The organism is Chitinophaga rhizosphaerae (genome assembly GCF_003958645.1).
Lineage (GTDB): Bacteria > Bacteroidota > Bacteroidia > Chitinophagales > Chitinophagaceae > Chitinophaga > Chitinophaga rhizosphaerae.
This window is the reverse complement of the sequence record NZ_RXLO01000016.1, coordinates 17,176-43,634: the sequence shown is the minus strand read 5'-3', so window position 1 is coordinate 43,634 and position 26,459 is coordinate 17,176. Positions and strand designations below refer to the sequence as shown.

Annotated in this window: 21 protein-coding genes; 14 read left to right on the top strand and 7 right to left on the bottom strand. The window is 54.5% G+C overall.

Features of this window, described 5'->3' with window-relative positions:
• Positions 1-27: 27 nt before the first annotated feature.
• Complete coding sequence (gene rpe, locus EJ361_RS24060; protein WP_262707084.1) at positions 28-705, top strand: ribulose-phosphate 3-epimerase; 678 nt, start codon at positions 28-30, stop codon at positions 703-705.
• On the opposite strand, the gene EJ361_RS24055 is transcribed toward rpe, so the two are convergent.
• Together EJ361_RS24055 and EJ361_RS24050 are read right to left on the bottom strand one after the other, a co-directional pair.
• The gene (locus EJ361_RS24055; RefSeq protein ID WP_164714409.1) at positions 686-1,078 is read right to left on the bottom strand and encodes a response regulator; all 393 of its coding nucleotides are present in this window, start codon (positions 1,076-1,078) and stop codon (positions 686-688) included. The genes rpe and EJ361_RS24055 overlap by 20 nt on opposite strands.
• A 7-nt stretch (positions 1,079-1,085) precedes the next feature.
• Positions 1,086-3,695, bottom strand: a complete 2,610-nt coding sequence (locus EJ361_RS24050) for a PAS domain-containing protein (protein WP_126249129.1) — start codon at positions 3,693-3,695, stop codon at positions 1,086-1,088.
• A gap of 214 nt (positions 3,696-3,909) precedes the next feature.
• Here EJ361_RS24050 and purE point away from each other — a divergent pair, with 214 nt between their 5' ends.
• The 5 genes from purE to EJ361_RS24025 all read left to right on the top strand — a co-directional run bounded on the left by purE (position 3,910) and on the right by EJ361_RS24025 (position 9,456).
• Positions 3,910-4,365: a 5-(carboxyamino)imidazole ribonucleotide mutase gene (gene purE / locus EJ361_RS24045; protein WP_126249128.1), complete on the top strand. Its 456-nt coding sequence runs from the start codon at positions 3,910-3,912 to the stop codon at positions 4,363-4,365.
• Between the two features lie 104 nt (positions 4,366-4,469).
• On the top strand, positions 4,470-5,513 hold the full coding sequence (locus tag EJ361_RS24040; protein WP_126249127.1) for a PhoH family protein: 1,044 nt from the start codon (positions 4,470-4,472) through the stop codon (positions 5,511-5,513).
• A gap of 93 nt (positions 5,514-5,606) precedes the next feature.
• The gene (locus EJ361_RS24035) at positions 5,607-6,074 is read left to right on the top strand and encodes a DUF4878 domain-containing protein (RefSeq protein WP_126249126.1); all 468 of its coding nucleotides are present in this window, start codon (positions 5,607-5,609) and stop codon (positions 6,072-6,074) included.
• A 158-nt stretch (positions 6,075-6,232) separates the two neighbouring features.
• Positions 6,233-6,775, top strand: a complete 543-nt coding sequence (locus EJ361_RS24030; RefSeq protein ID WP_126249125.1) for an inorganic diphosphatase — start codon at positions 6,233-6,235, stop codon at positions 6,773-6,775.
• Positions 6,776-6,993: 218 nt separating this feature from the next.
• Positions 6,994-9,456 (top strand): hypothetical protein, encoded by a 2,463-nt coding sequence (locus tag EJ361_RS24025; RefSeq protein ID WP_126249124.1) that lies wholly within the window; start codon positions 6,994-6,996, stop codon positions 9,454-9,456.
• Positions 9,457-9,527: 71 nt separating this feature from the next.
• Here the strand turns inward: EJ361_RS24025 and EJ361_RS24020 are convergent, their stop codons facing one another.
• Positions 9,528-10,289 (bottom strand): C40 family peptidase, encoded by a 762-nt coding sequence (locus tag EJ361_RS24020; RefSeq protein ID WP_126249123.1) that lies wholly within the window; start codon positions 10,287-10,289, stop codon positions 9,528-9,530.
• Between the two features lie 74 nt (positions 10,290-10,363).
• On the opposite strand from EJ361_RS24020, the gene EJ361_RS24015 reads away from it, so the two are divergent.
• The 4 genes from EJ361_RS24015 to EJ361_RS24000 all read left to right on the top strand — a co-directional run bounded on the left by EJ361_RS24015 (position 10,364) and on the right by EJ361_RS24000 (position 13,004).
• The gene (locus tag EJ361_RS24015) at positions 10,364-10,906 is read left to right on the top strand and encodes a sigma-70 RNA polymerase sigma factor region 4 domain-containing protein (protein WP_126249122.1); all 543 of its coding nucleotides are present in this window, start codon (positions 10,364-10,366) and stop codon (positions 10,904-10,906) included.
• Positions 10,907-10,973: 67 nt separating this feature from the next.
• Positions 10,974-11,972 (top strand): tetratricopeptide repeat protein, encoded by a 999-nt coding sequence (locus EJ361_RS24010; protein WP_164714408.1) that lies wholly within the window; start codon positions 10,974-10,976, stop codon positions 11,970-11,972.
• 39 nt (positions 11,973-12,011) lie between these two features.
• Positions 12,012-12,623, top strand: a complete 612-nt coding sequence (locus EJ361_RS24005; protein ID WP_164714407.1) for an RNA polymerase sigma factor — start codon at positions 12,012-12,014, stop codon at positions 12,621-12,623.
• A gap of 30 nt (positions 12,624-12,653) precedes the next feature.
• Entirely contained in the window at positions 12,654-13,004 is a 351-nt protein-coding gene (locus tag EJ361_RS24000) for an anti-sigma factor family protein (RefSeq protein ID WP_126249120.1), read from the top strand.
• Positions 13,005-13,007: 3 nt separating this feature from the next.
• On the opposite strand, the gene EJ361_RS23995 is transcribed toward EJ361_RS24000, so the two are convergent.
• Positions 13,008-13,493 carry a nucleoside deaminase gene (locus tag EJ361_RS23995; RefSeq protein ID WP_126249119.1) on the bottom strand — a complete coding sequence of 162 codons (486 nt, stop codon included), beginning with the start codon at positions 13,491-13,493 and terminating at the stop codon, positions 13,008-13,010.
• Between the two features lie 340 nt (positions 13,494-13,833).
• A complete protein-coding gene (gene clpB, locus EJ361_RS23990; RefSeq protein ID WP_126249118.1) occupies positions 13,834-16,434 on the bottom strand; it encodes an ATP-dependent chaperone ClpB in 2,601 nt (866 codons plus the stop codon).
• Positions 16,435-16,721: 287 nt separating this feature from the next.
• Between clpB and EJ361_RS23985 the strand changes: the two genes are divergently transcribed.
• A complete protein-coding gene (locus EJ361_RS23985; RefSeq protein WP_126249117.1) occupies positions 16,722-17,987 on the top strand; it encodes an OmpA family protein in 1,266 nt (421 codons plus the stop codon).
• A 60-nt stretch (positions 17,988-18,047) separates the two neighbouring features.
• On the opposite strand, the gene EJ361_RS23980 is transcribed toward EJ361_RS23985, so the two are convergent.
• Positions 18,048-19,967, bottom strand: coding sequence for a DUF3857 domain-containing protein (locus tag EJ361_RS23980; RefSeq protein ID WP_126249116.1), 1,920 nt, complete (start codon positions 19,965-19,967; stop codon positions 18,048-18,050).
• Positions 19,964-21,982, bottom strand: coding sequence for a transglutaminase domain-containing protein (locus tag EJ361_RS23975; protein ID WP_126249115.1), 2,019 nt, complete (start codon positions 21,980-21,982; stop codon positions 19,964-19,966). Before EJ361_RS23975 ends, EJ361_RS23980 begins: the two co-directional genes overlap by 4 nt.
• Positions 21,983-22,145: 163 nt before the next feature.
• Between EJ361_RS23975 and queG the strand changes: the two genes are divergently transcribed.
• From queG to EJ361_RS23960, 3 genes are all read left to right on the top strand, one after another.
• Complete coding sequence (queG, locus tag EJ361_RS23970; protein ID WP_126249114.1) at positions 22,146-23,084, top strand: tRNA epoxyqueuosine(34) reductase QueG; 939 nt, start codon at positions 22,146-22,148, stop codon at positions 23,082-23,084.
• A 129-nt stretch (positions 23,085-23,213) separates the two neighbouring features.
• The gene (locus EJ361_RS23965; RefSeq protein ID WP_126249113.1) at positions 23,214-24,170 is read left to right on the top strand and encodes a glycoside hydrolase family 43 protein; all 957 of its coding nucleotides are present in this window, start codon (positions 23,214-23,216) and stop codon (positions 24,168-24,170) included.
• A gap of 74 nt (positions 24,171-24,244) precedes the next feature.
• On the top strand, positions 24,245-26,434 hold the full coding sequence (locus tag EJ361_RS23960) for an ATP-binding protein (protein ID WP_126249112.1): 2,190 nt from the start codon (positions 24,245-24,247) through the stop codon (positions 26,432-26,434).
• Positions 26,435-26,459 lie beyond the last annotated feature (25 nt).

Genomic DNA, 26,459 nt, shown 5'->3' with positions numbered 1-26,459 from the left:
TGTACCAGCTTGAAAACTCGTAACGCATTGGAAAAGAAAATACCACTCATCGCCCCCAGCCTCCTTGCCGCCAATTTTCTCGAAATCGGGAAAGATGTGGAAATGATCAACGACAGCCATGCCGACTGGCTGCATCTCGACGTCATGGACGGCCGCTTTGTGCCCAACATCAGCTTCGGGCTGCCGGTGGTTTCCGCTGTTACGAAAATCTCGAAAAAAGTGAATGACGTGCACCTCATGATCGAGGAGCCGGAAAAATATGCGGAAGCTTTCGCGAAGGCGGGCGCAGATTACCTGACCGTGCATATCGAAGCCTGCCGCCATCTCCACCGCAACATCCAGCAGATCAAAGGGCTGGGCATGAAAGCCGGTGTTGCCCTTAACCCCCACACTTCCGTGGGCCAGCTGGAAAATATCATCACCGACCTCGACCTGGTGCTCATCATGAGCGTAAACCCCGGTTTCGGCGGCCAGCATTTCATCGAACAAACCTATATCAAGCTCCGCCAGGTGCGCGACCTCATCCGCAGAACAGGCTCCACCGCCCTCATCGAGGTAGACGGCGGTATCACCACGCAAAACGCGGCGCTCGTCGTGGAAGCGGGGGCAGACGTACTGGTAGCCGGCAACACGGTTTTCTCTTCCGAAAACCCCGCAGCCACCATCCGCGAGCTGAAACGCCCCGTTACGGTAATAATGCCATGATAATATCGTTGGTCAAAGGCTTGGTGAGGTAACCAGACACGAAGTCGAACTGGTCTACCCGCTGCCGGTCGCGCTCGTCGATCGAGGAAGTGAGCACATATATCCGGATGTCTTTGGCGATCTGATGCCGGATCCCGGCATACACTTCGAGGAATTCCCACCCGTCCATGACAGGCATGTTGAGGTCCAGCAGGATCAAGTCCGGCAGGGATGCCTGATCTGCGGTATTGACGCGGATATGGTCCAGCACATCCTGTGCGTCAGAAAACTTGGTGACTGCATCAGCGATCCTCAGTCTTTCCAGCATGATTTCAGTGATCTGCTGGTGAATGGGGTCATCGTCTACTATAAAGATCGAATGTAGCGGCTTCATAGAATTGCTATTCGGGCCTGAAGGTAATGATAAATTTCGTTCCTGCACCCAGGTTACTTTCGGCATGTATGCTCCCACCCATCGCTTCTATCTGCGTTTTGGTGATAAACAGGCCTATGCCCTTGGCGTCTTTATTTTTATGGAATGTTTTCCGGAACCCGAACAATTTGGCGCCATACCGCTCCATATCGATCCCCATGCCATTGTCTTCCGCCGTCAGCATAATTCCCCCGTCTACTACCCTGCTCTTCAGATGCAGGCTGGGCTTTCGTTCCGGCGAGCGGTACTTGATGGCGTTGGTGAGGAGGTTTTGCAGGATGCTGTCCAGGTAGATGCGCGGATAATCGATATGCGGCGCCTCCGTGAAATCCGCCGTGAGCCGCATGCCGCTCGTTTCCATGTCTACCAGCAGGATATCCTTCACTTTCTGCAGCCGGTCCGCAAAAGCCAGCGTTTCCCTTTCCACGTTCAGGTCTTTCCGGATCTGCACGATTTCGATCAGGTCGTTGAGCGTTTCGTCGATATTGCGGATCACTTCGGCAAACATCCCCCGGTACATTTCCCGTTCCTGCTCGTTCCCCGTTTCGTTCATGATCTGCATGAGCGCCTTCAGGTTGGCGATCGGCGCGCGGAGGTTGTGGGAAGTGATATGTGCGAAGTCTTCCAGCTGCTTGTTCTGGTTGACGAGGAATTTATTGAGGCTAGACAGCTGTTCGTTCGCTTTCCGCAATTCCCGCTGCATCTTTTTACTGTCGGTAATGTTCCGGGTGAAAATGGAAATGCTGCCGTCCTGCATGGGGGCCAGCAGGAATTCGTACCATTTATCGAGCTGCGGAAGGTAGTTCGAGAACGATACGGGCGCCTGCGCCTCGATGCATTGCCGCACGCGGGCGTGGAACGTAGACCCCACCAGCGAGGGGAACACTTCAAAAATGTTGCGCCCGATCACTTTGCCGTGGTCCACGATCTCCTGGGCCTTCCGGTTGATGAAATTGACCTTCCCTTCCTTGTCCATCACGGCGTACCCCATATCGATGGTGTCGAAGAACAACCGCATGAGCTCTGCGTTCCGGGTGAGCTGGTTCCGGATGCGGAACTGCTCCGTCACGTCCTGGATCACCCCGTAAATCCGAACGATGCGCCCGTTGCGGTATTCCGGTTTCCCGATCACGCGGGCCTGCAGCGTGTTGTTGCGCGCCGTGATGATGGTCACCTGCAGATCGTATGCCTTTCCGCGGCTCATACACGCGGCGATGGCCTGGTCCATCCGCGCGCGGGACTCGGGCTCGTAGAACGACAGCGCCTTTTCCACATTGATGGTGGCATAGGGCGGCAGTTCGTGGATTTTATAGGTTTGCCCGCTCCAGCGCAGGTGCCTGGAGGCCATGTCCAGCTCCCAACCGCCGATCTTACCGATCTCGCCCGTTTGCAGGAGCGATTCCTGCACTTTGGTGCTTTCCAGCTCCTGCCGCTTCTTTTCGGTGATATCGTTGACCAGCGCTACTACGATCTGGTCTTTGTCTACGGGGTCTTCTACCGGGAACATGGTAAGGTCGAGGAAAATTTCCCGGTCGATCTTCCCTGCGCCGGTATGCACCTGGAACTCGAGTTTCTTTTCCAGCCGCACCACTTTCCCCCGTTGCAATACTTCCATGAAAAGCTGGTCGAGCTCGAAGAGCCGCGCGAAAGGGTCTTGCACCAGGTTGCTGTCTGGCTGCTCTTCCAGGCCGGTGCTGGCGAAGAATTTGCGTTGCGTCTGGTTGACGCGGCGGATGAACCCGAAGTTGTCGAATTGAATATACCCGACCGGCAGGTTCTCGACGATGGTGTGCAGCAGCCGTTCGCTTTTTTCGAGGCTGAGCACGGCCAGTTTCTTTTCGGTGATTTCGCTGAGGATGATGAAGAGGCACTCGATGTCGCCCTGAAGGTCGAGCACCGGGAAACCGGTCACTTCATAATACATCGGCTGGATGCGGGTCACGTTTTCATCGTGGATCTCCTGGTATTTGAGCATCATTTCCCGTTTGACGGGCGCTTTATGCTGTTTTACTTCGTCGAGCAGGGCGGAGAGGCCGTTGCGGCGGTTGAAGGGATCGTCGAAAACGTTATAGGGCCCCGAGTTGGCGGTGTGGTTGGCGCCGAGGATGATGCGCTGGGCGCCGTTCATGTTGCGGTGCCATCCTTCGGGCGTGAATTCCTGGAGGCCGACGGGGAGGTTTTCGAGGACGGACCGGAAGAAGCGTTCGTTTTCGCGGGCTTCCGTTTCGGCCTGTATGTTGCGGATCACCATCATGACCTGGAATACCTCTTTACGGTCGTTCAGCAGGGGGCTGCAGGAAACCTGGTAGCGGAGGGGCGGCCGGCCGTACTGGAGTTCGAAGGCCACGCGCTGGCCGCCGAGGGCGTTGGCCCAGTGGTGCATGGATTGTGCGGCGATGCCGGGATGGATATCCGCCAGCCGGCGAAGGTTATCTCCTGGCCGAAGGGCAAAGCCGAGGTGGCGGCAACTTTCATTGGAGAAAGCGCTGTTCACCGTAACCAGGCGCAACTGCGTGTCAAACACGGCCACGGGGTCTGGAAGGGCTTCGATCACCTGTGTCAGCAAAGGATCGATCATCGGGACGGACTATTGGGCATAGGCTAGTTGATGCGCGAAGGTAGACAATATATTACACAATTTTAACTTATCAGCGTGGGAATTAAGGGGTATGGAATGGATGTTGAAAATTTCACGGGGGCGGAAATGATTTGTTAAGTCATGATGATATATCTTTGACGCAGGAAACAAATAATCATTTTTTTACGTTAATTTATAGCAGATTAATACTCAAATGAAAGTTTTAATTATCATGGGCTCGGAAAGCGATAAGCCCGTAATGCAGGAATCTCAGAACCATTTACAGTTCTTTGGCATCGAAAACGAAATGATTGTGGCTTCTGCCCACCGTAATCCCGACAAGGTGCGCGAGATCGTTGTGAACGCGCAATCCCAGGGTTACGGCGTGATTATTGCAGCAGCAGGTATGGCGGCGGCGCTGCCCGGTGTAGTATCTGCCTATACTTCCCTTCCTGTACTGGGTGTTCCCCTGGACGGTGGTTTACCGGGTGGTATCGACGCGCTGTATTCCATCGTACAGATGCCCGCAGGGCTGCCCGTAGGCACCCTGGCCGTAGGCAAAGCTGGCGCGCGCAATGCGGCGGTACTCGCAGCACGCATCCTCGCTCTTGGCAACAAGCAAATCGCTGAACGCGTAGAAGCGTTCAAACAGAACGGATACCGGATCTGATCCAGTCTCTGAATAAGGAACGGCGGGCGCATCCCGTCCGCCGTTCTACCTCAAACGCACTGTTCAGATTCCGAAACTATGGACAAGATTAAATCGAACCGCACTTGACAGAATCCATCATTAACCTGGACAGCGTAAACCCGATCGAGTTTTTCGGGGTAAACAACGGAAAACTGGACTTACTAAAGAAAAAGTTCCCTCTACTGAAGATCCTCAGCCGCGGCACGCAGCTGAAATTGTCGGGCGCTCCTGAAGAAGTGGCCACCGCCCGCGAAAAGATCGGTCAGATCGTCAGTTACCTCGAGCGGAACGGCCACCTCAGCGAAAACTATTTTGAACAGATCCTCGGAGAGGAAGAAGGTTCCGGCATCGACCATTTCAAGGACCGCAATCCTAACGACGTGCTCGTTTTCGGCCCCAACGGCCGTACCGTTCGCGCCAAAACGGCCAACCAGAAGAAAATGGTGACCCTGGCAGACAAGAACGACATCGTGTTTGCCATCGGCCCCGCCGGTACCGGTAAAACCTACACCGCCGTTGCCCTCGCCGTCCGCGCCCTCAAAAACAAAGCCGTCCGGAAGATCATCCTCACCCGCCCCGCGGTAGAAGCCGGCGAAAGCCTCGGGTTCCTGCCGGGCGACCTGAAAGAAAAGATCGACCCGTACCTGCGGCCTTTGTACGATGCGCTCGACGATATGATCCCGCCAGACAAGCTCAACTATTTCATGACCAACCGGATCATCGAAATAGCCCCCCTCGCCTACATGCGCGGCCGTACCCTCGATAACGCCTTCATTCTGCTGGACGAGGCCCAGAACTCCACAGACCTGCAGATGAAGATGTTCCTCACCCGTATCGGCTCCTCCGCCAAAGCGATCATCACGGGAGACCTTACCCAGATCGACCTTCCGAAAAACCAGAAGAGCGGCCTCGGCAAAGCTGCCCGCATCCTCCGGAACGTAGATGGGATCGGTTACCTGGAGCTCGACGAGGAAGATGTGGTTCGCCACCGCCTGGTAAAAGCCATCATCAAGGCCTACGACCAGGCCGCGGCACAGGAAGAAGAACGCGAAAAGGAAAGGGAAAAAGAACGGGATCACCACCATCAGAAAGATCATAAGGACCATAAGCAGAAGGACCACAATTAACACAGCCTTAACAGCCGTTGTCGTAAGTTGTGCAATTGGAAGATTCCATCTACTTTTGCGGTAAGACAATATAAACATTAACCTATCAACCACATGAGCTATTATAGGCGATTTTTATACCTTATGTGCGCATCGGGCCTGGCGCTCAGTATTAGCAGCTGCAAGAAAAAACCCGAGCCGCAGGAGGTTGCCTTGGAGTTTATGCACGCTATCCAGGAATCGAATTTCGAACGTGCCAAAGAATACGCCACGAAAGAATCCCAGTCGGTGATCCTCCTGTATTCCATTTTCGACGGCAAACGCAATGAAAATGAACGGGAAAAGATCAAAAACGCCAAGCTGAAAGTGGTTAACCACGACGAAGAGGGCGATAAAGCCACCGTCACCATCCTCAACTCCTCCGTGAGCTCAAAGGAAACCCTTCACCTCGTGAAGGAAGACGGTCAGTGGAAAATATCCCTCACCCTCGAAAGCATCCTCCCGACTTCCGTACCCCCAGGCACCATGGACATGAACTCCATGTCGCCCGTGGTACCCATGGATTCGGCGCTCGTAAAATGATCTCTCCCAATTTTTTATAGCTATTCCCGGTTTGTTCATTAATTTTGCGCACTGAACAAACCGGGTTTTCTTATCCGGCCGGGTTGAATTGCAACCCGTTCGCCGTTTTTACCCGTCAGTAAACGAGATTGATATCATATTTTTTAAAGCAAGATTGAATGACGACAACGAATCCATGGCACAGCGTAAGCCCCGGCGAAAATGCCCCCCACACGGTAACCGGCATTATCGAAATCCCGAAAGGCTCCCGTGCCAAGTATGAACTCGACAAAGACAGCGGCCTGCTGAAACTGGACCGTGTGCTGTATTCCTCCGTGTACTACCCCGCCAACTACGGCTTCATCCCGAAAACATATTGCGACGATAATGACCCGCTGGATATCCTCATCCTTTCCCAGATCGAAGTGGTCCCCATGTGCATCATGGACGCCAAAGTGATCGGGGTAATGCAGATGATCGACGGCGGCGAGGCAGACGACAAGATCATTGCCGTGGCAGCGCACGACATGAGCGTGGCCCATATCAACGACATCTCCGAACTACCCCCGCACCTGCTGAGCGAGATCCGCCACTTCTTCGAAGAATATAAAACCCTGGAAAAGAAGACCGTTAAGGTGGAAGAATTCGGTAACAAAGCCAAAGCGGAAGAAATCATCCGCGACGCTTTCGAGCTGTACAACAAGACTTTCACGCAGCAATAATCCGCTGCAAAAATCATATCAAAAGCCTTCGGAATTATATCCCCGAAGGCTTTTTTCATTTATATAATATTGATTACAAGTAGTTTATATGCAACCATCTTCCCTGCAAATAAAACGGCATAATTCGTCAATAATATGGGAGTTTCCCCAGGGCCATACCGGTATCTTGATGGCTTCAACCAAACGGGAATATCCCGGTTATCATTAGAAGTATAGCAATGAAAAAAAGACCAATCGGCCGGGGGCTCCTCATCTGCCTCACTTTACTGGCGGGATCGGCCGCAACGGCACAGGTAAGCTTTAAAACGAAGCAATGGCAATTCGGGCTCGACGGGGCCGGTAAAGTCACCAGTATGAAGAGCCTAGCGCTCAATAAGGAATTCCTCGTACCGGCGGAAGCCACGGCATTACTCAGCGTGAAAAAGGACGGGGCGGTACATGCGCCGCGCACCTGTACCTGGAACCCGAAGAAATCGGAACTGGCCCTATCCTATCCGCAGACCGGCGTGGAAGCCGTGGTGAAAGTGCAATCCAACGACCAATACCTCCGTTTCGAGCTCACTAAAATCTCACCGGCCGAAAAAGTGGACCTGGTGCTGTGGGGGCCTTATCCAACCAGCATTGCAGACACCGTCGGCGAAGTGGTGGGGGTTGTGCGCAACCCGGAATTCGCAATCGGTATCCAGGCGCTGAACATTAAAACACTGGGCGGCTACCCCAATAACGAAAGTGACGTTGAACCTTCATACGATGTTTTTGAGGGCGGCAATAAAGTGGACGTGAAGGAAGACGACCTGCACAAGCAATTGTTCCGGGGCGATGTGGCCCGCCCCACCGCATTCGGGGCCGTACTGCAGGCTTATTGCCGCAACCGCGGGAAAGACCGTATCATCGAAAACTGGGGCCATACCGCATACCTGGCTCCCGCTTTCAAGGACGGCGGCGTAACAGGCAGCAAGATCGCCCTGTTCGGCGTAGCCACCGCCGACGTACTGCCCACCATCTCCCGGATCGAGTTAAAGGAAGGATTGCCGCACCCGATGCTGGACGGCGTTTGGGGGAAACAGGCCCGGCACGCTTCCGAGTCGTATCTCATCATGAATTTTGGAAACGCCAACCTGCAAGACGCCATCGCGGTTACGAAACAGGCCGGGCTCCGCTACCTTTATCACGGCGATCCCTTCGAGCAGTGGGGCACCTTCAAACTGCATCCGCGCGATTTCCCGCAGAACTGGGCCAGCATGCGCCAGGCCGTCGAAACGGCGAAAGCGAAAGGCGTGCGCCTGGGGGTCCATACCTTGTCCAACTTCATCACGACCAATGATCCATATGTTACGCCCGTTCCCGATCCCAGGCTGGCGAAAGTAGGATACTCGAAACTCAGCGGCCCTATAAACGCCACTGAGAAAGAAATCGGGATAGCAGATCCGACGTTCTTCAACCAGTTCCAGAATAATACGCTGAAAGCCGCTGTGGTGGGCAATGAGATTATCCGGTACGGCAGCGTTTCCACATCCGCGCCCTGGAAACTGCTGGATTGCGAACGCGGGTCTTTCGGCACCCAACCCGCCGCACATGCGCAAAATGATTCCATCGGCAAACTGATGGACCACGGCTATAAAGTTTTTCTTACTAACTACGCATTGCAGGAAGAAATGGCCAAAACGATCGCACGGCTTTTCAATGAAACCGGGCTGATGCAGATCTCGTTCGACGGACTGGAAGGTTGCCATTCTTCCGGAATGGGGCAATATGCTCGGCAAATGTTTGCACAAACCTGGTACGACCAGCTTTCGCCCGAACTGAAAGGAAAAGTGATCAACGACGCCAGCATGCCCGGGCACTTCTTCTGGCACGTTTACACCCGCATGAACTGGGGCGAGCCCTGGTATGCCGGTTTCCGTGAAAGCCAGCTGCAGCTCCGCCTGAAGAACCAGCAATTCTACCAGCGGAACCTGATGCCCTCCATGCTCGGCTGGTTCAGCCTCCGGCCAGAAACGACGGTAGAAGACATAGAATGGATGCTTGCCATGGGAGCTGGTTATAACGCAGGGTTCGGCTTGTCGACCAGCCTGGAAACCCTGAAGAAACACGGCAAAAAGGACGAAGTGCTGGCGCTCATCAGCACCTGGGAACAGGCCCGGATGCAGAACGTATTCACGGAAGCGCAGAAAGCGCAAATGCGTAGCCTGCAACACGAATTCCACCTGGAAGCAACCGCAAATAACGCTTACCGCTTAACGCCGGTATATAACGCTTACTTCAGGCATCAGCAACAACTGAAACAACCCGGCGAGCCGGTATTTTCCACTTTCAAATTCAACAATACCGGCGATGTGCAGCCCGTTTCGTTCATGATCACCCTGGCTCCCACGAAGGAATCCGATCCGGATGTCACGTTCGACCAGATCTCCATCGCCATCAACCGGCAGGATGCGCTGGTGCTACCCGTTTCCCTGAAAAGGAACCAATTCCTGAAATGCGACGGAAAAAGCGTGCAACTTTTTAACCGGCAATGGCAGTTGCAGGAAACCATCCAGCTCGCAAACCCTTTGCCCATACTGTCCTCCGGCACAAACGAGATTATGTTTGACGGTAAATATTCCGGAGAAAACGGGGCGGACGTAAAACTCGAAATCCGGGCGAAAGGCAAGCCCGAAATGATCGGGAAAGTCCGCTGATAGACTATTGCTATTCGCAAGATAGGACAGCCCCCATGCAGGTTATGCATGGGGGCTGTTTTTATAGATTTTCAGAACAACCGTTTGATCAACCGCAGCTTATGCGTACGCTCGCCCGTGTCGGCGTTCACGATGCCCTGATTGTCTACCGGATCGATGCGCACCTTCCCCGAAGCATGGATGATCCGCTGCTCGTCGAGCATAATGCCCACGTGCGTGATGCGCCCTTCGGGATTGTCGAAAAACGCCAGGTCGCCGGGTTTTACTTCCTGGAGGAATGAAACAGTTTCCCCCTGTGCGGCCTGCTGATATGCGTCTCTCAGCAAGGGGATGCCGAGGATTTTATACACGGTTTGGGTAAAGCCGGAACAGTCTGTCCCAAACACCGTTTTCCCGCCCCATAAATACCCTGTATTCAGGAATTCCATGGCAATCGGCTCCCAGGCCTCCCGCGGCGCGGGAGCCGGCTTGAACGGCACGATCCCTTCTCCGGGGGTAACTGTTACGCTCCCCCATCCGGTAGCGCCCAGTTTCAGCAAACTGCCGTAGGGTACGTGGACGGGCTTTCCGTTGAGTTGAAGAACGGCCTGCCAGTGGCGCACCACATGCGTGGGGAGCGCTTCGTAGAGGCCCTGCGGGATGGTTTCCAGGTGCGAAAGCGTTACCCAGCCCTCGTACCCTTCGTACTGCATCCGTACCTTCACCCAACCGTCTTGCGTAACGGTTTCTGTTTCAAGACATTCCCCGAAAACAGCCTGGGAAATCATTTCGGCCCGGTGCGAAGGCTCCGCCCGGAGGGGCATGACCGGCACAATGGTGATCGCTAATGGCATGTTAATTGTTTAAATAATATGACGGCACCGGTGAACTTTTGGCCCGGATTTACGTAAATATAATGATAGTATATATGCATCTCCAGTTAAATAACCTCAGCGACAGGGAACTGCTTCTCCGGTTCCGGAAATTCCGGGAAAGAGAGGTTGCAGGGGTTTTATTGGACCGGTATAGCCACCTGCTGGTGGCGGTTTGTTTACCCGGGCTCGATGAGCGGCATCCCGCAGAAACCGTATTCCCCGAACTGACCGGCAAGTTATTCGATCAATTGCACAATGCCACCGGCAAAGTAAACGAAATCATGCACGGATTGGTCCAGCAATATTTCGGTAAAACGCGTAAAGCACCACCGGTGGCCATGCGCGAGCTGGAAAGCAGGGTAGATCATGCAGGTAACAATCCCATCGAAAAAATGGCGTTGGCAGCACAGCTGGAAAATGCGCTGGGCAGGCTGATCCCCGAGGATATGGACTTGCTAAATGAATTTTACCTCGAGCACAAGCCTCTCAGTGAGCTTGCCCGCTCGCGGCATATCGATTCAGGCCAGGTCAGGGACCGGCTGAAAAGCATCCGTCAACAGGTTGCTATGTATATGAAAGAGGCGGCATATGAATAGTCATTCTCCAAGACAAGAAAGGATCATCCGGATCTTCACTCCCGTACGATGTCTGAACAGGGACCAGATGCGCCGTTACCATCTCGGCCAGATGACCGTTGTGGAACAGCATTTGGTGGAACAGCATCTCGTGGAATGCGACCTTTGCAACGATGCGCTCGCCACGCTCGGGAATCCCGCAAACATCGAATCTTACCAGCAATTGAGCCATCAGCTCAGTCAGTATATCCAGCGGGAATATGCACCTGCTCCCCCGCCCCTGCGCCAGCAAAAACAATTCACGGCCAAACCGCAGCAGGAGCGGAAAACCTTTGCAGATAGCGTCCAATCTTATTTCTGGACGATTGTATTCCTTGCGTTCGGCGGCGGCGGTATTTTCCTTTTGCAGCAGCACCTGAAAAACCGGCCCCCGATGACCGTCATGCCCGCGCGCGCCGCGGAAGTTGTGGTATTGCCGGCGCCCAAAGGCGCAGAAGTGGGCAATTACCAGGCGCCTTCCGAGCCCGTACAGGAGCCGCTTGCGATCCAGACCAAATACAGCAGCCGCGATACATCCCGCACTACGGCAGCCGTTACACCCGTACCTACCCGCGATACCGCGCAGAAGAAAAAGATCGTGAAAGACAGTGCGCTACCCAAACTGCCGCCTGCAGATACGAATACACGAAAACCGGCAGCACAAGCGCCGCCACCGCCGGCCGAAACACCGAAGGAACCGCAAAAAGTGCCGCAGAAGGAAACGCCTAAGGAAAAAGCCCCCGAGCCCGCACCCGTTGCAAAAACAGCGAAAGAAGAAGAACCGGCGGCAAAACCGGCTAACGGAGACGACTATGTGTACCGCAGCGCCATGCAATACCAGCAACAGGGCGACTACAACGAAGCCATCAACCAGTTCCGCAAACTTTCCGACAATGGCAAATATGCAGAGCGCGCCCGTTACCAAATGGCCATCTGCTACCGCGCGAAAGGCCAGAAAGGCAGGGCCCGCCGGATGCTGCGCGATATCGCCAACTCCGAAGGCCCCATGAAATCCCTCGCGCAGGAAGAGCTCAGCAACATGAATTGACCCGCTTCCATTTGAAATATTTATGGAATTTGTTTACTTATGCATCTCAATCGAGAACGCTACTGTAACAACGTGCATCCATCCTCCGACCAATATCAACACATGAGCGACCAGGACCTGCTCCAACGGTATAAAGCCGATGGCAATACCGAGTGGATAGGCGTCCTCTTCGACCGATACGCCATACTGCTGCTGGGCCTTTGCATGAAGTATCTCAAGAATGAAGAAGATGCGCGCGACAGCGTACAGCAAATCTTCCTGAAAGTGCTTTCCGAAATCCATAAGCATGACGTGATCTATTTCAAAGCCTGGATCTACCAGGTCGCCAAAAACCATTGCCTCATGCAGCTGCGGCATAAGAAAGACCTGGAACTGAAAGAGGATCTGGTGCCCGGCGTGGCGGAGCAGGAAGACGTGCGGCATGTGGCCCATGTGCAGAAAGACATGATGCTCGAAAATATGGAACGGGCGTTGGGAGAATTGAATAAAGACCAGGCAGTGACCGTGCGCCTTTTTTACCTCGAGAAGAAAAGCTACCAGGAAATATCCGACATCACCGGCTTCAACGCCGGACAGGTAAAAAGTTACATCCAGAACGGAAAACGCAACCTTAAAATATTATTGGAAAAGTACAGTAAAAATATGCGTTAACTTGCAGCAGCAGGCAACGCCTTAACAGATATGAACGACCATTTTGCTGACATATTCACCGAAACCGCCTGTCCCTCGCAAGACAAGCTGCTGGCCTACGTCAAGGGTGAACTGAGTGCTTCCGAAAGGCACGAGGTTGAAATGCACCTGCAAGACTGCGAGCTGTGCAGCGAAGCTGTGGAAGGGTTGTCGGCCATTTCGCGGAAAGACCAGATCCCCGGATGGCTGCGGCAGGCGAAGTGGAATGTGTTGCACAGTCTCCGCCGGAAGAACCGCCGGAAGAAGAAAGAGAACTACTACCTTTACGTCGCCATCGTGGCGCTGATCGTCCTCTTCATGGCCATCGCGCTGTACTGGATTTACCATTTCGCGCGGAGATAGCCGTCAATAACTGGTTTTATCGGTTTTACGGGCCCATTCCCGGAACACGTCCTTCGCCGAATCTTCGGGCATGGGGATAAAGGGGATTTTCTTATCGCCGTAAGGCAATTCCAGTTCGTGGTAAATAAAGGAATCGTCGAATTCGATGGCGGCCGCTTCTTCTTTCGTATTGGCGAAGAAAACCCTTTTCGGGCGCGCCCAGTAAATAGCCCCGAAGCACATGGGGCAGGGCTCGCAGGAAGTAAAAATCTCACAGTCAGACAACTGGAAAGTGCCCAACCGCTGACAGGCGTCCCGGATAGCCACCACCTCGGCATGCGCCGTGGGATCGTTGTGGGCCAGCACCTGGTTCCATCCCTCCCCTACCACTTCATCTCCCCTCACTACGATCGAACCGAAAGGCCCGCCTTCTCCATTCCGCATCCCGCGGGCGGATAATTGCACCGCCATCGCCATGAACTTCCTTTCTCTTTCTCCGATCGGGTACATAAGCCTGGTTTTATCCCAAATGTACGGATTTCAAGCGGTTATGATCCGCCAACCGTACAGGGGAAGGCGCCAAGGCAATACCCCGCGCCCTTCCTGTAGGCCTTTTTAACCCCCATAATCCTGGCTACACAATCGTTCACCACTTTTAAAGCGGTAATTCCTTGCCGCAGAACCAGCGGGTAGCTCGTTTCGTGGGCCACAAGATAACCGCTAATTTAGATTACGACAAATTTTAATTTATTTATATTGATAATGCGTCAAATAGGCAAAAAAAATCCCGGATGAGGATTCATCCGGGCATTAACCTGTAACTGTATATCGTCGTATTAGAAATGACTTGTTAAGTATTGCGGACCACGACCACATTGTCAAACACATCCACCAAAACCGGTTTCGCCTTGTCGATCTCTCCGCCGAGGATCTTCTTGCTGAGCAGGTTTACGATCTCTTTCTGGATCAATCTTTTCAGCGGCCTTGCACCGAATTGGGGATCGTAACCCTGTTCTGCCAGGTAGTCCAGCGCATAATCAGAGAATTCCAATATCATGCCATTCTTCGCTACCAGATCCTTCAGTTGTTGTAATTGTATGTTAATAATTCCCTTGACTTCGGAACGCATGAGCGGCTGGAACATGATCACCTCATCCACGCGGTTCAGGAACTCCGGACGGATGGTTTGTTTGAGCAGGCTCATCACTTCTTCCTTCGTTCTGTCTACCACTTCGTCTTTATTCCCTTCGGTGATTTTTTCGAAGTTTTCCTGTATGATGTGGCTGCCCATATTGCTCGTCATGATGATGATGGTGTTCTTGAAGTTCACCACGCGGCCCTTGTTGTCGGTCAACCGGCCATCGTCGAGCACCTGGAGCAGTACATTGAACGTATCCGGGTGGGCTTTCTCGATCTCGTCGAGCAGCACCACGCTGTAGGGCTTGCGGCGAACGGCTTCGGTGAGCTGGCCGCCTTCATCGTACCCCACGTATCCCGGAGGCGCGCCTACGAGGCGGCTTACGGAATGTTTCTCCTGGTATTCGGACATGTCGATGCGGGTCATCATCCCTTCATCGTCGAACAGGTAATCCGCCAGGGCTTTGGCCAGCTCCGTTTTACCGACACCGGTAGTACCGAGGAAGATGAAGGAACCGATGGGCCGGCGCGGATCGTTCAGTCCCGCGCGGCTTCTGCGGATGGCATCGGCAACGGCCACGATGGCTTCGTCTTGCCCTACCACGCGTTTGTGCAGTTCGTCTTCCAGGTGGAGGAGCTTATCTTTTTCGCTCTGCATCATTCTGGCCACGGGAATGCCGGTGGCTTTGGCCACGTTTTCGGCGATGTCTTCGGCGTCTACTTCTTCTTTCAGCAGGCGTTTATTGTTGGCTGAAATGCCGGTGAGCTCGGCGCTGAGGTCGGCCACCAGTTTTTCCTGTTCTTTTATTTTGCCGTAACGTATTTCCGCTACTTTCCCGAAATCCCCGTTACGTTCGGCCTGTTCGGCTTCCAGCTTGAGGTTTTCGATGGCGGCTTTCGCGTTCTGTACCTTATCTACAAGTTCCTTTTCCTGTTGCCATTTAGATTTGAACGTGTTCCTTTCTTCGCTCAGCCGGGCGATTTCGGCGCCAAGCTCACGCAGTTTTTCCTGGTCGTTTTCCCGTTTGATGGCTTCCCGTTCAATTTCGAGCTGGCGGATGCGGCGTTCCAGTTCGTCGAGCTCTTCGGGCATGGAGTTCATTTCCAGGCGGAGCTTGGCGGCGGATTCGTCGATCAGGTCGATCGCTTTGTCGGGCAGGAAGCGGTCGGTAATATACCGGTGCGAAAGTTCCACGGCGGCGATGATCGCTTCGTCGCGGATCAGCACGTGGTGGTGGTTTTCGTATCTTTCCTTCAATCCGCGGAGGATGGAAATGGCGTCTTCTACCGAGGGTTCGTCGATGAATACTTTCTGGAACCTCCGTTCGAGGGCTTTATCTTTTTCGAAATATTTCTGGTATTCGTTGAGGGTGGTGGCGCCGATGGCACGGAGCTCCCCTCTCGCCAGGGCGGGTTTCAGGATGTTGGCCGCGTCCATTGCGCCTTCCATCGCGCCCGCACCGATGAGGGTGTGGATTTCGTCGATGAACAGGATGATGTCGCCATTGGAGTCGGCGACTTCCTTCACCACGGCTTTGAGTCTTTCCTCGAATTCTCCGCGGTATTTGGCGCCTGCCATGAGTGCGCCCATATCGAGGGCGAAGATGATTTTATTATCGAGGTTATCGGGCACGTCGCCGTTGATGATGCGATGTGCGAGCCCTTCTGCGATGGCGGTTTTACCGACGCCCGGTTCCCCTACGAGGATGGGATTGTTTTTGGAGCGGCGGCTCAGGATGTGCAGGGTGCGGCGGATTTCCTCATCGCGCCCGATCACGGGATCGAGCTTGCCGGCGCGGGCCAGTTCGTTGAGGTTCTTGGCGTATTTTTCGAGTGAATTATACGTGGCGTCGGCCGTTTGGCTGTTCACCGTTCCCCCCTTGCGCAACTCGGTGAGGGCGGCTTTGAGCCCTTTTTCCGTGAGACCGGCGTTTTTCAACAGCTTTGCGGTATCGTCGCTGCCGCCGAGCAACCCCAGCAGGAGGTGTTCCACGCTCACGAATTCATCCTTGAATTCCTTGATGCTGGCGCCTGCCCGCAGGATCGCGTTGTTCGCGTCGCGGCTAAGCACCTGTCCGCCTTCACCGCTGCCGATGACGGGGTATGCCTGGATCTGTTCGTTGAGTTTGCCGTCGAGGAAGCCGGTATTCACGTCGTTCTTCTTCAACAGGTATTCTATGCTGTTATCTTCGTCCTGCAGCAACGCCTTGAGGATGTGGCCGGTTTCAATCGCCGAATTGCGATGGTTGAAAGCCAGCTGCTGCGCCTGTTGCAGCGTTTCCTGGGACTTGATGGTAAAGTTGTTCAAATTCATATGTCTGCTTTATGCTCCTTTAGGTTAACGATTGGTTTTTTGATTTGTTCAGGTTGATCAAATCCCGAACCAAGGGGCCCAAACCCGTCAAGCTGACAGCCCATCGCTCATCCGACTGCATTAATTTCAGTTTATATGTGTATTAACTGCTATTTTGTCTATTCTTTTCATTTTGAGGGGCTTGGGGGCGCATTTGTGTTAAATCCACCCATAAATTGAACTGTAGGGAGTATACGCTGTTATAGATCCGTTACATCCTTATTGTATCACCACCAAAACATTCATTTATGGCGTTTGACCTCATAGAAACCCTGAAGAACCTATTCAACACGGAATTCGCCGGGAAAGCCGCGTCGCGGCTGGGTGAAAGTGAATCCGGCATTCAGAAGGCGCTGGGAGGTATAATACCCACCGTGCTCACGGGCTTGCTGAACAAAGCTGGTTCGGGCGATGCGGGCGGACTGATGGGGCTTGTCCGCGATGCGGCGGGCGCAGACCTTTCGAAGCTGGGCAACATCGCGGGCGGTTTGCCGGCGGAATTGCTGGCCAAGGGTTCCGGGTTCCTCCAATCGCTGTTCGGCAATAAATCGGGCGATATCTCGGGAGCCGTGGCATCATACGCGGGCATCAAACCACAATCGGCCGATACGCTCATGCAGGCCGCAGCGCCTGCAGCATTGGGCGTTATCGGAAAGCATGCGGAGACTACCGGCCTGGGCACTTCCGGCCTGCTCGAAATGTTAAATAGCCAGAAAGATAAAATACTGGCCGCCGTCCCCTCCGGCCTCGGCCTCGCGGGCCTGCTGGGCGTGGGCAGCCTGGGCGATATCGGCGGCAAGATATCCTCGCTCGCCGGTTCCCTCAAAGGCACCGCCAACTCCGTGGGCCATTCCGTGGGGGAAGCCGCTTCCGGCGGCAGCAAATGGGTGACCTGGCTCATCATCGCCATTGCCACCATCCTGCTGTTGTGGTGGCTATTGAGGGGATGTGGTATGAAAGAGCATACGACCGTCGCCAGGGCCGACAGTCTCACCGTCATGGAAGACCCGGCTTCGCATATGGCCCCGGCGGCCGCAGCGCCCGTTGTCCGCGAATCCATCAAGGTAACGCTGCCCGACGGCAAGGTGCTCGACGCGTACAAGGGCGGTATCGAAGACCAGCTCGTACAGTTCCTGCAAAACCCGAATGCCGCCGCGGGTAAAGACGTGTGGTTCGATTTCGACAACCTGAACTTCCAGACCGGCTCCGCGCAGATCACGCCGGAAAGCCAGGTGCAGATCAATAACCTCGCCGCCATCCTCCATGCTTTCCCGAAAACGAAGATCAAGGTGGGCGGATATACCGATGCCACGGGAGACGCGAAAAAGAACAGGCAATTATCGCAAGACCGCGCTACCGCCGTGGTGACCGCGCTTTCTGCCGCCAACGTGAAGCCCGTGCAACTGCTGGGCGCCGAAGGCTACGGCAGCCAGTTCGCCAAAGCGGCGGCCGATGCGCCGGACGAAGAGCGGAGAAAAGACCGCCATATATCCGTCAGCGTTAGGGAAAAATAACAGTAATGCAAAAAGTACATACAACAGAAGGGCGCCTCCGATTGGGGCGCCCTTCGCTTTTTATGCTTCCTTTTTGACCAGAACGACCTTGCTTCGGTCAGACTTGTAGATTTGATTGAGGAATTCTTCCAGCTTCGGGTAATCCCTGGCCGGGAAGCGCCCGGATTTCATTTCAACGCGGCGGACGTACGTGATGCGGTTGCCGTTGACCGTCACCCTCGCGTAGTAATTACCGAAAGCTGTGCTCAGCTTCACTTCCGGGAACATCGCTTCGGGCGTGTAGCCTTCCGGCACGGTGATGAGCACCGAATCTGCGTCCACATACGGATCGTAAAAATAGATGTCCGAACTGCGGGTGGAATCGCTGGAAAGCTTGCTGGCCCCGCGCGTGAGGATATTGGGCAAAATAAACATTCGCTTGCCGGTAACGGAGGCGTAGTTGGGGACCTTCAGTTCTATGGTCTCTTCCATTTCCGGAACGGGCCGCGCATCCGCATGTTCCGTATATTTCAACTGGCCGATATCGAAACTGGGCAGCTTTAGACGGTTTTTCAGCTGCTCCAACTGCTTTTCCTTACTGTCGTAATTGACGATCTGGTGGTAATAATCCTGTTGAAGCCCGGTATAGCGGGTCTCGCATTTAAGTTTCAGCGTGCCGGTACCATCCGCTTCCGCGATGATATTGCGGACCTGGAGGTTCTGCTCTGCCGGGTAAGCGGGTGTGCGCACGAGCTTGCCGCCCTGTTCGGTAATCAATAAAACAGGCCGGTTATTCGTAAAGCCGCCAAGGTAGCCCGTTGGCGCAGTCTGGCTGGTGCATTCCAGCCAGGTGGTATCTTGCTGGCCGGGTACGCAAAGGATGATGTGGTTGAACTGGCTGACGGTGAAGTCTTCCATGAAATCCGTTTCCTCCCGCCCCGCATGCACGAGCGTGTAGTGGGAGCGGATACCGGCTTCCGACAGCAGGGCTTTCATATAATTGGAAAGCGCCTTGCAATCGCCATACCCTTTCGTGGCCACATAATTCGCATCGAATGGCTGCCAGCCGCCGATACCCAGCTGGATGCTGATGTAGCGGGTATTTTGCTGCATATATTCGTACAGCAGCCGGATCTTTTCCCTGTCGGTTTTGGCGTTGGCGGTGAGCGTTGCTACGGTGGATTTGATATTGGCCGGCAATACGTCGCGCCCCTGGTTGAGCGTGGCGATGAACTTGCCGAAGTTCTCCCAGGAGCTCATATCGCCGTCGTATTCGGCGAACGAAAATTTGCTGGGCGCAAGGTAAACCATGGTGCAGCGGTCGCGCAGGGGGCCGGTAAAAGGTTCCGGTTGCATGGCGGGCACGTTCCTGACTTCCCAGGTGCGCACTATCGCGCCTTTTTCCGTGCGTTCCGCGGGTTTCCCTTCATACCGGAACTGCCTGTAGCGCAGATCGTACCCTTCGGGCGCGGTCACTTCCAGCCTGCTTTGCTCCACGGAATAATGGTTGGCGCCCTGCGGCACCCATCGCGGGATGAACGCTGTATGGCGATGGCGGAATTCCACTTCGTAGGCGACCGTATATGGATATGCTTTATGATAGAAGTTGTGCGATTTGACGCGACTGTCTTCCATGAGGCTCATTTCGCTCACGGCGCTCAGATCGCGCACATCGCCCTGTTTGAGCTTGCGGAGCTGGTTGCCCTGGGCGTCGTACAAAACACCGCTCACGTCTTTTATCTCGCGGTATTTGTCGTAATCTTCGTTGAACCCGGCGAACCGGTCGCCGTTTTCGTTCAGCACCGTCACCACGATGCGGTGTACATACCTTACATCCCGGGTATCGACGATTTTGACGGACACCAGTTCTTCGCGCTGCACGGCATACGCGTTTTTCAACAATGCGGGCGGGATGGCGCTGACGGGATAGCGGGGGTCAGCCGCGCGGAGAGAACCGCTGGCGGTCAGTAAAAATATCAGTAAGAGGTAATTCCGGATCATGCTTTTTTCTTCTTGATGACTATTTGTTCCGCATGTTTCTTCACGACTACGTCGAAGAATTCGCGGAGCGGCTGGTATTCTTCCGCTTCGTACGATGCACGGTTAAACTTGAGGCGCGAGCGCATCAACAGCTGGTTGCCGTTTTGCTGCACGAGGTACTGGAAAATGCCTTCCCCGTCGTTGAATTTCACGATGGTGGATTTCGGGATCTCTTCGAAGGAACAGTTTTCGGGCAATGTGAGCGTCAGGCTATAGTTATAGTCCGTCACCGCCGGCATTTCGATCGGGTATTTGCGGTTTTCCGATTTGAAAGGATTGCTGCGGATGGATTCCGAGAACATGGGTTGGAAGTACACCATGCCGCTTTCGTCCATTTCACCCAGCTTGAAATCGTAATCCACCAACAGCTGGTTGCTGTAATTCTCCAGTTCCTGCAATTTCCCGTTGCTCATCTCGATGTCTGCCACAAACCCTTTCGCCAGGTCTTTAAAGAATACATCCTGCCCTTTCTCCCGGATGCGGGAACGGGCGTCGTACGATTCGAAGAAGCTGTACTGCCGCTGGAAGTGCCCGGATAGCCGGCCGTTGTCGTCGGGCGAAATGAAAACACCCGTCACGCTGCGCTCCGAGAGGGAATCCGCTTCGAAAGACAGCGGGTCTGCCGAGGCGTTCACCTTTCGGGCGGGACCGTTATAACAGGACGCGTGCAGTTTGCCGAAGCCCAGGAACGGCCGGGTGGCGTCCAGGAAAAACTCTTCCCCTTCCGCATACACGCTCACTACCGTGTAATTGAGCTTGGAGCGGATGGGATACATGGCGTATATTTTCCCGTGGCTGCGCGTGCTCAGCAATACGGGCGACGCATCCAGCCCCGCTTCGCGCAGCAGCGCCGTGAGCAGGATATTGATATCGGTGACGTTGCCGTTCTTTTTGTTGAAAGTCGTTTTGAGCGATTGGCTCTTCCAGATGGCGGAGTAATCGGTACAGGTATAATTATCCCGTACGAAACCGAAGATATTCGCCGCTTTCTCTTTTGCGGTAGATACGCCGGCGGTGAGGCGTTTCACATCGTCCGACAAAAAATTATTGGCACGCATCAGTTCTCCGGCGTAATCTTCATCTTTCCCCATTTCTTCCATGAACCTCGGCCAGGTGCCCATGATGTTGCGCACGGGCGTTTCGGGGAAGCGGATGGAAGACAGCTGGAATTCGATATAGCTGATGTGGTTTTTAAGTGTGGTCACGAAACTTTCCTCTTTCAGCGGCGGCACGTCTTTCATGACCCAGCGATGGGTGGTGATGCCGGGCGTCACGGACACGTGGCGCGACGGAGAAGCCAAAGACTCCCCTTTCATATTGAAACTGAATGTTTTACGGGAATCCTTAGAGCTTTTGATGTGGTAACCGTTGTATCCCTGGCTGAGGAAGAGATATTCGTAATATTCCGGCAGCGACACTTCGTATTCGCTCCACAGTACCGGCATTTCGATATCCTGAAAAGCCCAGGGCCGCAGGTAGGTAGGGAATTCGGAGTTGATGGTGAAGGAATATTCGATGATGGTGCCTTCCTTCACGGCCGGCAACGTAAATTTCTTACGGACGATGTTGCGGTCTACCTTTTCCGTAAAAACGGCTTTGCTTTCCAGCTTCGTTTCCACCACCTTACCGTTTTCCAGGTTGTAGGAACAGGCTTTCAGGTTGGAAAGCGACTCTTCGGCCGCGCCCTGCATGTACAGTTCGATACTGATATTGGCCTTTTCGTAGGCGCTCTTCCGGAGGATGTGGATGCGGCGGTGCTGTTTATACATCTGGATGAACCAGTCGCGCCCCGATTCAAACTCGGACGAGCCCACGTCTGCCAGCACTACGGCGGCGGCACCGGTGTCGATGTCATAGCGGGTCTTGAAATCTTCCGGGCTGACTTTTCCATACTTGACGGGTGTTTTGTCCTGCGCGGCCAGCATCATGGCCCAAACCAGGAACAGGGGCGTTAAAACGACAGTTTTGAGTTGCATTACAATGAACTTAGGTATTCGGGTTTAATTTTGGCTAAAATTATGGATTTTCCGGGCATCCCGTCCTTTCCGGCAAAAATATTCCGGAACATCTCCCCCAACAGATGTAAACCATGCTTCAATTCCATAACATCGCGGCGGAAAAGCGTAAATTTGCGCCAGCATGCAGATTTTGGAGAAAAATACCGTGTTCATCAAGCAGCTGGCCAGGGAGCTGGGGTTCGATCATTGCGGCATCGCGAAAGCGGAGCAGTTGAGCGACGATGCTTTCCGGCTGGAGCAGTGGCTGAACCGCGGCATGCACGGCGGGATGCAGTATATGGAGAATTATTTCGACAAGCGCATCGATCCGCGGTTATTGGTAGACGGGGCGCAGTCGGTCATCACCCTGTTGCTGAATTATTATCCCGGGCAGCGCCAGCGGCCGGATGCGCCGCAGGTGGCCAAATACGCCTACGGGGCGGATTATCACGATATTATCCGCGAAAAGCTCAATACCCTGCTGGCCCGGATGCGGGAGCAGTGGGGAGAGGTGCAGGGCCGCGGGTTCGTGGATTCCGCGCCGGTGCTCGAGCGCGCCTGGGCGCAGCGCAGCGGGCTGGGATGGATCGGCAAGAACGGGAACCTCATCCACAAACAGGCCGGTTCGTTTTTCTTCATCGCCACGCTGATCGTTGACATTCCCCTGGTGTACGACAGCGCCGCCGGCGATTATTGCGGAAGCTGCACCCGGTGCCTGGACGCCTGCCCCACGGGCGCCCTCGTTTCCCCAACCGTGGTGGATGGCAGCCGGTGCATTTCCTATTACACCATCGAACTGAAGGACGCCCTCATTCCCGGGAGCCTCCAGGGCCAGTTCGACAACTGGATGTTCGGCTGCGACATCTGCCAGGACGTTTGCCCCTGGAACCGTTTCGCCAAAGCTACTTCCGAAACGGCCTTCACGCCCATCCCCGAAATCCTGAATTTCACCAGTTCGCAATGGGAAGAGCTGACGGAGGAAGAATTCCGGCGCATCTTCCGGAAAAGCCCCCTCAAAAGGAGCAAATTCGCCGGCATCCGCAGGAACCTCCGGTTCCTGGAGCCCCCTTCCCTCCCCTGAAAAACCCTTTTACCATGAAAATAGCCTGCCGTTGCGCATCCGACTTTTCTTCAGGCATAACGGCCATCTTTGCAGCATCCGCGATATCCATGGATAGGAAACATCCTGTCTTTTCGCTATTTTTCTGACATGTCACCCCTGAAAACCATCTCCGTCGCCATTTTGCTCATGGCCGCCATTCCATCCCGATCCCAGGACAGAAGGATTTTCCTGGCAGACCCAACGATTTTCGTGCACGGGGGAACGTATTTTTTATACGGGACCGGCAGCAGCGAGGGTTTCCCATATTATACGTCGAAAGATTTGAAGACATGGGCGCAACCGGCAGACAGCACCAAACATCTGGCGATGGAACGCGGAGCAGCGTTCGGGAATACAGGGTTCTGGGCGCCGCAGGTGTTCCAGCGGGGCGACAGTTTCTTTATGGCCTACACGGCGAACGAGCAGATCGCTATTGCGCGGGCACCGCATCCCGCAGGGCCTTTCCGGCAGGATGCACCGTTACGGATCAGCGGTTCGGGCAAGCAGATCGATCCGTTCGTGTATGTCGATGAAAGCGGGAAAGTGTACCTCTATCATGTAAAGCTCCGGCAAGGCAACCGGATATTCGTGTCGGAAATGAAACCCGATCTGTCGGACGTAATTCCAGGCACGGAAAAGGAATGCATAGCCGCTGTCGCGGGATGGGAAAACACCGCGGGCGCGGAGTGGCCGGTGGCGGAGGGGCCTGCGGTCATCCGGCACAAAAACCTGTATTACCTGATCTATTCCGCCAACGATTTCCGTAATAAGGATTACGCCGTGGGCTATGCAACGGCCCCCTCGCCTAAGGGACCCTGGAAAAAATACGAAGGCAACCCCATCATCAACCGGCAAATGGTACAGCAAAACGGTACGGGTCATGGCGATGTGCTGATCGATAAAAAGGGAAACATGCACTACGTGCTGCATATCCATCATTCGGACAACAAGGTATCTCCCCGCGCCACGGCGGTGATCGGCCTGCGGTTCCGGCCCGGGAACGATGGGGAAGATGTGCTGGAAGCCGATGCAACATCCTTCAGGACACTGACAATCAAGCCCTGACCCTTATTTTTCCCCATTCGCCGATTTCTTGGTAACTTGACGTAGCATATATCCCCAAAAACAAATCATTTCCGATGAAACGCCGGCAGCGATCCTTACTGATCTTGCTCTTACTCGCGGTTTCGACGCCCCGGGCGAAGGCGCAATCCTTGCCCGGCGATTCCCTTCACAACGCGCAACTGATCGCCACCGCAGAAAACTTTTTCACCGACTCCCGGTACGATTCCGCCCTGCATTACTGTAACCTGGCCGAAGCGTTCAGCCGCCGTCAGCATTACCGCGCGGGCATGGCCTACGCCATTATCGAGCGGACGGACGTGCTGATCGACAAAGGGGACCTGGCAAAAGCTGAAACCGAGGCCCGGCGCACACTGGCCATCGGCCAGCAGCTCGGCCGGCAGCAGATCCTGGCGATCGCGCAAATGCAGCTGGCGCAGGTCAGGATGTACGACCGGCGGTACGATGAAGCGATCTCCTTTTTCGAGAAATGCGTCGGCTGGTTCGCGGCGCATCCGTCCAGATACGCCGCGCTGGCGTATAACGATTTCGGGTATACCTGGGGCATGAAAGGCGATATGAAGAATAAAGCGGAATGCCTCCTGCGCGCGGCGGGAATTTATGAAACGCTCGGCGAAGGGTTCGATGGCGAGAAAGCCGCCACCTACAACAACCTCGCTACTTTGTATTATGAATTGAAGCAAAGGGACAAAACGATCGAATACGCCCTGAAATCGATCGCCTGCCGCGAAAAAACGGGCGACATCGCACGGCTGTCTTTGGGTTGTTGCAACCTCAGCCAGTTTTACCTCGGCGTAAACAACGACGAAGCACTCCGGTATCAGCAGCGTTGCCTCCAATACGCCCTGCAAACGGGCGATACGGCCCGTATCGTGCATGCATATGTAACGGCCTCGCTGGTGGCCAGTGCACGGAAAGACCCCGAATCCGCCATCCGCCACGAGCTGAAGGCGATCGAACTGCTGGAACGCAGCGTTAAAGACCCGATCATGCTCTCAAGGCGCTACATCGCAGCAGGGATGGCCTCCATGACAACGGACTCCGCGCAAACAGCCGCCTGGTTCCATAAAGCACAGTTGCTGGCGGCCGCAAGGAACGATAAGTACAACCTCCGCGACCTCTATTATCAACGCGCGCTTTTTTACCGCGACCGCCAGGATTACGAACGCGCCTATCAAAACTACCATCAGCACATCGCTTACCGCGACAGCATCATTAAAGACCGCACGGCGTCAGACATCGCGGAGCTGGAAACCAAATACGAAACCGAGAAGAAAGACCACCTCATTGCGCGGCTGCATGCCGAACGGGAAATCAAGGTATTGCAACTGGAAAAACAGGCGGCACTCCTCGCCGGCAACCGCCTCGAAGCCGAGAAAAAGCAACAGGAAATCGATTTATTGTCGCGCGAGAAAGCCCTGCAGCGCGAGCAACTGGAGCGCCAGGAACTGCTGGCGAAAAGTACCCGTCAACAGTTGGAACTGTCGGAAAAAGAGCAGCAATTGCAGGAACGGCTGCTGAAAAACTCCCGTACCATGCGCAACTTTCTGTTCGCGGGGCTCTTGCTGTTGTGCATCATCGGATATTTTTCCTTTAACCGGTACCAGCTGAAAAGAAAGCTCCGGGAACAGGAAACCCTGCTGGCCGTGCGCAACAACATCGCGCAGGATTTGCACGACGAGATCGGGTCTACGTTGACCAGCATCCGCATCCTGTCTGAAGTATCCGGTAAAAGCATCGAAAAAGACAAAGGAAAGACCCTGACCTATATCCATTCCATTTCCGAGCAGTCCAACGCCGCGCAGCAGGGCATCAGCGACATCGTATGGGCCATCAAGCCCGAAAACGACAAACTGGAAAACATGGTGGCCCGCATGCGGGAATACGCGGCGCAAACGCTGGAATGCAAGCAGGTGCGGACGGATATCCATATCAATGAACAGCTGCTGGGAACGGGGCTCGACATGCAGCAGCGCCGTGATTTCTTCCTTATATACAAGGAAGCGGTGAACAACATCGCCAAATATGCGGGCGCTTCGGCGGTGACGGTGGATATCCGGACGGAGGGGCGATGCCTCGTGCTCCGGATCGCCGACAATGGCGCGGGGTTCGACACGGTGGCCCACAAATCCACCAGCGGCCTCCAGAACATGCGTTCGCGCGCCAGGGCGCTGCACGGCACGCTCGGGATCACGTCTGCACCGGGCAGCGGCACAACCATCCTGCTCAAAATACCCATTACATGATCATGTAGTGGCCGGATAAAACGGT